The sequence below is a fragment of the Tahibacter caeni genome (assembly GCF_024609805.1).
Classification (GTDB): Bacteria; Pseudomonadota; Gammaproteobacteria; order Xanthomonadales; family Rhodanobacteraceae; genus Tahibacter; species Tahibacter caeni.
Window position 1 is genome coordinate 1 of sequence record NZ_JANFVR010000230.1, and the last position, 7,866, is coordinate 7,866.

The 7,866-nt window shown below is 70.4% G+C and carries 6 protein-coding genes; 3 read left to right on the forward strand and 3 right to left on the reverse strand.

Features of this window, described 5'->3' with window-relative positions; all coding sequences use genetic code 11:
- The first annotated feature begins 226 nt into the window (after positions 1 to 226).
- From NON22_RS16960 to NON22_RS16970, 3 genes are read left to right on the forward strand one after another with little or no spacing between them, the layout of a single operon-like run.
- On the forward strand, positions 227 to 2,401 hold the full coding sequence (locus NON22_RS16960) for a putative bifunctional diguanylate cyclase/phosphodiesterase (protein ID WP_257388129.1): 2,175 nt from the start codon (positions 227 to 229) through the stop codon (positions 2,399 to 2,401).
- Positions 2,394 to 5,099 carry a CHASE domain-containing protein gene (locus NON22_RS16965; RefSeq protein WP_257388130.1) on the forward strand — a complete coding sequence of 902 codons (2,706 nt, stop codon included), beginning with the start codon at positions 2,394 to 2,396 and terminating at the stop codon, positions 5,097 to 5,099. Before NON22_RS16960 ends, NON22_RS16965 begins: the two co-directional genes overlap by 8 nt.
- Positions 5,096 to 5,542, forward strand: a complete 447-nt coding sequence (locus NON22_RS16970) for a response regulator (RefSeq protein WP_257388131.1) — start codon at positions 5,096 to 5,098, stop codon at positions 5,540 to 5,542. The genes NON22_RS16965 and NON22_RS16970 overlap by 4 nt, the downstream gene beginning before the upstream one ends.
- A gap of 362 nt (positions 5,543 to 5,904) precedes the next feature.
- On the opposite strand, the gene NON22_RS16975 is transcribed toward NON22_RS16970, so the two are convergent.
- From NON22_RS16975 to NON22_RS16985, 3 genes are all read right to left on the reverse strand, one after another.
- Complete coding sequence (locus NON22_RS16975; protein ID WP_257388132.1) at positions 5,905 to 6,795, reverse strand: hydroxymethylglutaryl-CoA lyase; 891 nt, start codon at positions 6,793 to 6,795, stop codon at positions 5,905 to 5,907.
- Positions 6,792 to 7,472: a hypothetical protein gene (locus NON22_RS16980; RefSeq protein ID WP_257388133.1), complete on the reverse strand. Its 681-nt coding sequence runs from the start codon at positions 7,470 to 7,472 to the stop codon at positions 6,792 to 6,794. The genes NON22_RS16975 and NON22_RS16980 overlap by 4 nt, the downstream gene beginning before the upstream one ends.
- A 110-nt stretch (positions 7,473 to 7,582) precedes the next feature.
- On the reverse strand, positions 7,583 to 7,866 hold a 284-nt coding region (locus NON22_RS16985; protein ID WP_257388134.1), incomplete at its 5' end, for an acyl-CoA carboxylase biotin carboxyl carrier protein subunit.

Here is a 7,866-nt window from a genome sequence, read left to right on the forward strand (position 1 = left end):
CGCGGCCGCGTCTTGCCCGGCGCCGCCGCGACGACCGCACGCGGCGGCGGCACGTCGCGGCCGGATTTTTACTTCGCTTTCACGTCGGACGTTCTACTGCGAGCCCTGTGCCGGGCAGGGCGCGGCGCGGCCGCCGGACTCGTTTTTTCACGAGTACACATCGCCGCCGTTTCGGCGTACCTTCGCGACCATGCGACTCGAACAGGGGTGAGCGCAGGAGTCTGTCATGGGTCAGGAACTCACCGGACGACCACTGGAAATCCTGCTCGTCGAGGACGACCCCGGCGACGTGCGCCTGACCACGGAGATGCTCAAGCAGGCCAAGCTGCTGAACCGCCTGACCATCGCCGCCGACGGCGAACAGGCGCTCGCGATGCTGCAGCGCAACGGCAGCTACGAACACCAGCCTCTGCCGGATCTGATCCTGCTCGATCTGAATCTGCCGCTGCTCAACGGCCTCGCACTGCTCGAGCGCATCAAGGAAGATCCGGTGCTCGCGCGCATTCCGGTCGTCGTGCTGACCCAGTCGGGCGCCGACGCCGACATCCGCCGCGCCTACGACAGTTTCGCCAACTGCTACGTGCGCAAGCCGCTGGACCTCGACCAGTTCCTCGGCGTGATGCAGAGCATCAGCCACTTCTGGCTCAGCGTCGTGACCTTGCCGCTCGGCGGCGACGCGCACGCGGAAACCATGCCGGTGCTGCTGGTCGAGGACGAAGCCGGCGACGCGCGCCTGGTCCGCGAGCTGCTGCGCGAAGTCGAGCCGCGCTATGCGGTCGACGTCGCGCCGACCCTGGCCGACGCGCTGGGCCGGCTCGCGCGCCAGCGCTACGTCGCGGCCCTGCTGGATCTCGGCCTGCCCGATTCCCAGGGCCTGCCGACCTTGCGCGCGATGCTGCAGATGGCCGGGCCGATGCCGCTGGTCGTGCTCAGCGGCCGCGACGACGAAAGCCTGGCCCTGCGCGCGATCCAGCTCGGCGCGCAGGACTACGTCGTCAAGGGCCGCGGCGACGGCAGCCATCTCGCGCGCGCGCTGCGCTATGCGATCGAGCGCAAGCTCGTGCAGGAACACCTCGAATTCGTCGCGAGCCACGACAACGTGACCGGCCTGCCGAACCGGCGCCGCTTCATCGACGCGCTGCGCCAGCTGCTGCCGTCGCTGCGCCGCCGCGGCAGCGAGGTCGCGGTGCTCGCCGTCACCCTGACCGGCCTCGCGGCGGTGCACCAGAGCCTCGGCCACGACACCGGCGATCTCGCGTTGAAGGCCGCCGTCGGCCGCATGCAGCGGCTCATGCCCGAAGGCACCGTGCTGGCCAGCACCGGCGGCAGCGAATTCGCGCTGGCCTGCGTGGAGCGCGACGCGATCGGCGAGGCTTCGCTGCTGGCCGAGCGGCTGCTCGACGCGCTGCGCCAGCCCTACCGCGTCGGCGAGCACGAGTTCTATCTCGGCGGCCAGATCGGTCTCAGCCTGTCGCCGAACGACGCGGTCGAGGCCGCCGCGCTGCTCAAGTGCGCCGAGAATGCGATGTACCAGGCCGGCCAGCGCGGCGTCAGCGGCATCGGCTTCTATTCGCCCGACCTCAATCGTGAGCTGCAGGAGCGGCTCACGCTCGAACGCGAGCTGCGCCAGGCGCTGCAGCGCGACGAGCTCGAACTCGATTTCCAGCCCATCGTCGACGGCCACGGCCGCGTGGTCAGCGCCGAAGCGCTGCTGCGCTGGAACCATCCGCAGCGCGGCCGCGTGCCGCCGGAGCAGTTTCTCGGCCTGGCCGAGCAGTCCGACCTCATCATCCTGCTCGGCCGCTGGGTGCTCGACCGCGCGATGCGTGTCGCGGTCGGCTGGAACGAGCTATTGCCGGATCCGCCGAGCGTCGCGATCAACGTCTCGGCGCGCCAGCTCGAGGCCGGCATGCTGCTGCGCGACGTGCGCGAGGCGCTGGAACACAGCGGACTGCCGGCGCGGCGCCTGGAGCTGGAGCTGACCGAGACGATCATGCAGCGCCCTGAATCGCGCAGCCTGCTCGCGGCCTTGCGCGAACTCGGCATCAGCGTCGCGATCGACGATTTCGGCACGGGCTTCAGCTCGCTGAGCTATCTGAAGGCGTTCCCGATCGACCTGCTCAAGATCGACCGCAGCTTCATCGTCGACGCGCCGACCGACACGCGCGACGCGGTCATCGTGCGCGCGATCATCGCGATGGCGCACATCCTCGGCATCGAGGTCGTCGCCGAAGGCGTGGAGACCGAGCGCCACCAGAGCGTGCTGCGCGCGCTCGGCTGCAACCGCCTGCAGGGCTTCCACGTCGGACGCCCCGAATCTTCCGATCGTTTCGCCGACCGCCTGCGCCGGCAGCGCCGCGGCGAGCCTCCGATGCTGCCGGCGGAGGACGCCAATGGTTGAGTCGCAGAGCCGCGGCGCGCCGGCTCAGCGCGGTAGGTACCTGTTCGCGGGCGCGGTCGCGACCCTGCTTTGCGCCGTCGCCGGCGTCGCGCTGAACATTGCCGGCATCCGCGAGTGGGCGCCGACCTGGCCGGCGCTCGGTGCGCTGATCCTGCTCGGCCTGGGTCTGATCGCCGAACGCGCGCGGCGGGCGCGGCTCGCGGTCGCGCTGAGCGTGCCGGTCATGCTGCTCGGCGGCGGCGTGCTCGCCGTCGCGCTATTCGGTCTGCGCGGGACGCTGTCGCCGCATCTGGGCAGCCTCCTCGCGCTGCCGAGCAACAGCGCGGCGGGCCTGCTCGCCGCGGCGCTCGCGCTCGCGCTCGGCGCGCATACCCAGCGCGCCGCATTGCAGGTCGCCTGCACCCTGCTAGCGGCCGTCGCCGTCGCGCTCGGCACCTTCGGCCTGCTCGGCCGGTTGTTCGGCATCGCGCCGGGCATCGGCTGGGCCTCGGTCGACAGCGTGTCGGTGCTGACGGGTTCGGGCCTGATTGCCTGCGGCAGCACCCTGCTGCTGCAGCGCGCGCTGGGCCGCGACGGCGGCGATCCGCTGCAGCGCGCGAGTCTGCTGCCGGCGCTGTTCGTGCTCGCCCTCGCGCTCGGCGCGACGGTCATGGCCTGGCGCGTCAGCGCGGAAAGCGCGCTCGCCGCGCAGCGCCAACGTTTCGAGCATCAGGCGCAGCAGCTCGCGACGGCGATCGAGCAGCGCCTGCGCGGCTACGTCGATGCGCTGCGCGGCGCGCAAGGCCTGTTCGCGGCGTCCGACGGCGTCGACGCCGAGGAATGGCAGCGCTACTGGGAGCAGGTCGATCTGCAGGGACGCTATCCGGCCGTCGTCGGCGCCGGTTATGCAACGCGCGTCGACGCGCGCGAGCGCGGCGACTTCGAAGGTGCGATGGCCGTCGGCCGGCGCGGCGGTTTCCGCATCTGGCCCGCCGGCGAGCGTGCGAGCTATTTCCCGGTCACCTTTCTGGAGCCGGCCGAGGGCGCGAACCTGCTGCTGCTCGGCTACGACCTCGCCAGCGAGCCGGCGCGGCGCGACGCGCTGCAGCGTGCGATCGCGCGCGACGAGGCCGCGCTGAGCGCGCGCATCGCCGTGGCCGGCAGCACGGCCGGCGATACCGAGGCCGGCTTCGCGGTCTATGCGCCGCTGCACAGCGGAGGACGCCGCGACGGCGAGCCGGACTACCGGTTGGCCGGCGTCGCCTATTTCGACGTGCGCGCCGCCGAGTGGATACGGCTCGTCGATCGCGAGCCGCGCACGGGCCTGCGCGTGCAGCTCTACGACGGCGACACCGAGGATCCGGCGCAGCGCCTGTATGCCGACGGCGACGACGCCGCGCCGGCGGCGCTGCGCCACGCGCAGACCCTCAATCTGGCCGGCCGCCAATGGCGGCTCGCGGTCGAGGCGACGCCGGCGTTCTCCGCGGCGAACCGGTCGAGGACGCCGCTATCGGTGCTGGTCGTCGGACTGCTGTTCAGCCTGCTGCTGTTCGCGATCGCCTGGCTGCTCGCCGGCCTGCGCGCGCGCGCCGAACGCCTGGCCGCGCGCCGCACGGCCGAACTGCAGCGCAGCCAGAGCGCGTTCCGCGCGCTGACCGACACGGCCAACGACGCGATCATCGCGGCCGGCGGCGACGGGCGCATCCGCTATGTGAATCCGGCCGCCGGGCGCTGCTTCGGCTACTCCATCGACGCGCTGCTGCGTCAGCCGCTGACGCAGCTGATGCCCGAGCGCTACCGCACCGCGCACAGCGAGGGCATGGCGCGGCTGCTGGGCGGCGGCGAGCCGCACGTGATCGGCCGTACCGTCGAGGTGGCCGGCCTGCGCAGCGACGGCAGCGAATTTCCGCTGGAGATCTCGATCGCCCATTGGCGCGACGACGAGGACGAGCATTTCACGGCGATCCTGCGCGACATCACGCGGCGGCGCGAGACCGAGCAGGCGCTGGAGCAGCAGCGCAGCGAGCTCGCGCGGTCCAACGCCGATCTCGAGCAGTTCGCCTACGTCGCCTCGCACGACCTGCAGGAGCCGCTGCGCATGGTCGCGAGCTATGTGCAGCTGCTCGCGCGGCGCTACAAGGGCAAGCTCGACGCGGACGCCGACGATTTCATCGGCTTCGCCGTCGACGGCGCGCTGCGCATGCAGCGCCTGATCGACGACCTGCTTACCTATTCGCGCATCGCCACGCGGCCGGTCGAGGCGCGCGACGTCGCCGCCGCCGACTGCCTGCAGGTCGCGCTGCGCAATCTCGCCGCGCGCGTGCAGGAAACCGGCGCCGAGATCCGCGTCGGCGCGCTGCCGACCGTGCGCGTCGATCCGCTGCAGCTGAGCCAGCTGTTCCAGAACCTCGTCGCCAACGCGCTGAAGTTCAGCAGCGACGCGCCGCCGCACGTGACGATCGACGCCGAGCGCGAGCAGGACCACTGGCATTTCCGCGTGCGCGACAACGGCATCGGCCTGGACCCGCAATACGCCGATCGCATCTTCGTGATCTTCCAGCGCCTGCACACCCGCCAGCAGTACAGCGGCACCGGCATAGGCCTGGCCATCTGCAAGAAGATCGTCGAGCGCGCCGGCGGCCGCATCTGGGTCGAGTCCCGGCCCGGCGACGGCGCCACCTTCCATTTCACCCTGCCAGTCCTGGAGTCCGACGCATGAGCGACGCCGCTTCCCCCCGTCCCGTGGAAATCCTGCTCGTCGAAGACAACGAGGGCGACGTGCGCCTGACCCGCGAAGCACTGCGCGAAGGCCACCTGCGCAACCGCCTGCACGTCGTCGAGGACGGCGAGCGCGCGCTGGACTTTCTGTTCCGACGCGGCATCTACGCGGACGCGCCGCGGCCCGACCTGATCCTGCTCGACCTGAACCTGCCGCGGCGCGACGGCCGTGAAGTGCTCGCCGAGATCAAGACCGACTCCTCGCTGCGCCGCATCCCCGTCGTGGTGCTGACGACCTCGCGCGCCGAGGAAGACCTCGTGCGCATGTACGACCTGCACGCGAACTGCTTCATCAGCAAGCCCGTCGACTTCGACCAGTTCATCCAGGTCGTCAAGACCATCGAGAACTTCTGGTTCACGATCGTGGTGTTGCCGCCGATGTGAAAGGCGGGAAATGGGGAATCGGAAATCGTTGGAGCGGACGAGGCGTCGGTGTGGGCTTGGCTCCCGCGAACGATGCGGTCTTCGCTACGGAAGAGCCGGGAATGGAGAATCGGGAATCGTTGGAGCGGGGCGAGGCGTCGGTGTGGGCTTCGTTCTGTCCGGCGACGCGGACGTGATCGTGGGTGAACCGGCGAAAGGGTGTTGCCACTGACGGGAGCAGCCGGGAGCCGGGAATCGTCGGAGCGTGACGAACATCGGAAGGGCCTGGCTGCCCGACGGTGGATACAACGCGACCATTGAAGCGCGGAGCGGGAATCGCTTCCACGATTCCCGATTCTCCATTTCCCATTCCCGAGCGGCAGTCAGGCCGCTCGACCCACCTTGCTGCCGGTCTCGCGGCCGAGCTGCGTCGCGAGCCAGCGGCCTGTGTCGATCAGGGCGGGCAGGTCGACGCCGGTCGCGATGCCGAGGCCGTCGAGCATGTAGACCACGTCCTCGCTGGCGACGTTGCCGCTGGCGCCCTTCGCGTAGGGACAGCCGCCGACGCCGGAGACGGCCGAGTCGACGACGGCGACGCCGAGTTCGAGGCAGGCGAGGATGTTGGCGAGCGCCTGGCCGCGCGTGTCGTGGAAATGCACGGCCAGCGCGGCCATCGGCACTTCGGCCGCGACGGCGGCGAGCATGGCCGCGGCTTTGCCCGGCGTGCCGATGCCGATGGTGTCGCCGAGCGAGATCTCGTAGCAGCCGGCGCGGTGCAGCGCCGTGGCGACGCGTACGACGTCGGCCACCGGCACCTCGCCCTGGTACGGACAGCCGAGCACCGTCGAGACATAGCCGCGCACGCGCACGCCGTCGGCCGCGGCGCGTTCGAGCACCGGCGCGAAGCGTTCGAGCGATTCGCTGATGCTCGCGTTGATGTTCTTCCGGCTGAACGCCTCGGATGCCGCGGCGAACACGGCGATCTCCTCGACGCCGACCGCGCGTGCGCGCTCGTAGCCTTGCAGGTTCGGCACGAGCACCGGATAGTGCACGCCGGCGCGGCGCCGGATGCCGCTGTAGACCTCGGCCGCGTCGGCCAGCTGCGGTATCCATTTGGGACTCACGAAGCTGGTCGCCTCGATGCTGCGCAGGCCGGTCGCGCCGAGCCGGTCGATCAGCTCGATCTTGACCGGCGTGGGCACCAGGGCCTTTTCGTTCTGCAGGCCGTCGCGCGGACCGACTTCGACGATGCGCACCTCGCGGGGCAGACTCATGGTTTTTCCTTGCGCTGGCGCGCGAGCAGGGATTTCTGATAGGCCTCGACCGACTGTTCGCTGCGCACGAACACGGTGGCCTTGTCGGCGAATATGGGCAGGGTGCGGACGATTTCCAGCATCTGCGCGCGATTGCCGCGCACATAGACGTGCAGTTCGGTCGCGCTCTTGGCTATCGTGCCTTCAACCTTGGCGTCGAGGATGAGCTTGGCGATGCGCTCGCTGTCGACGTCGTGGACTTCCAGCCGCTCGCCGCGCAGCCGGTAGCGCGCGAAGAAGAACGATTTCTCCGGCGTCGGGCTGACCGCATGCGGTGCGGGCAGGGTGACGAGTCCCTTGAGCTGCACGTCGGACACGACGAGGTAGTCGTTGCCGCCGTCGTGGACGAAGTTCAGCGGCACGTGGATCAGCTTGAACGGCGTGCCGGGTTCGGTCTGGTCGAGCATCTGGAAGCGGCATTCGTCGTCGACGACGAATGCGCCTTCGCCGCGTTCGCGCGCCTCGACGTCCTGGGCCAGCCAGAGGCCCTTCCAGCGCACGTCGCAGCTTTCGATGTTGTCGCCGAGCGGCGATTCGAAGCGCGTCTCGGTACAGCCGGCGAGCAACAGCAACGCGGCGCAGGTCGCGGTGAGCGCCGCGGACCGCAACGTCGCTGCGGCGTTGCGAAAGTTGCGCACGCGCGGCACGGCAGAGCGCGCCCGAAAGGCCGTGGGACCGTGGTGCGTCGCCGTGAAGAAATCTCGATGTTGCGGTTCGCCGTGTTCAGCGCAACCGGCGGGCAGGATTTTCATACGGGCTCCAGACGGATCAGCACGGCGTCGGCCTCGACGAATTCGCCGGCCTCGGCCTGGACCGCGGCGATCGTGCCGGCGCGCGGTGCGCGCAGGGTGATTTCCATTTTCATCGCTTCCATGACGGCGAGCTCCTGGCCTTCGGCCACCGTGTCGCCGGGCTGTACGCGCGTCAGCACGACGCGGCCCGGCATCGGCGCGACGACGCGGTCGCCGCCGCCGCCCGCGCTGGCGCGATAGGCGAACGCCGCCGCGCGCTCGAACACGCGGCGCGTCTGGC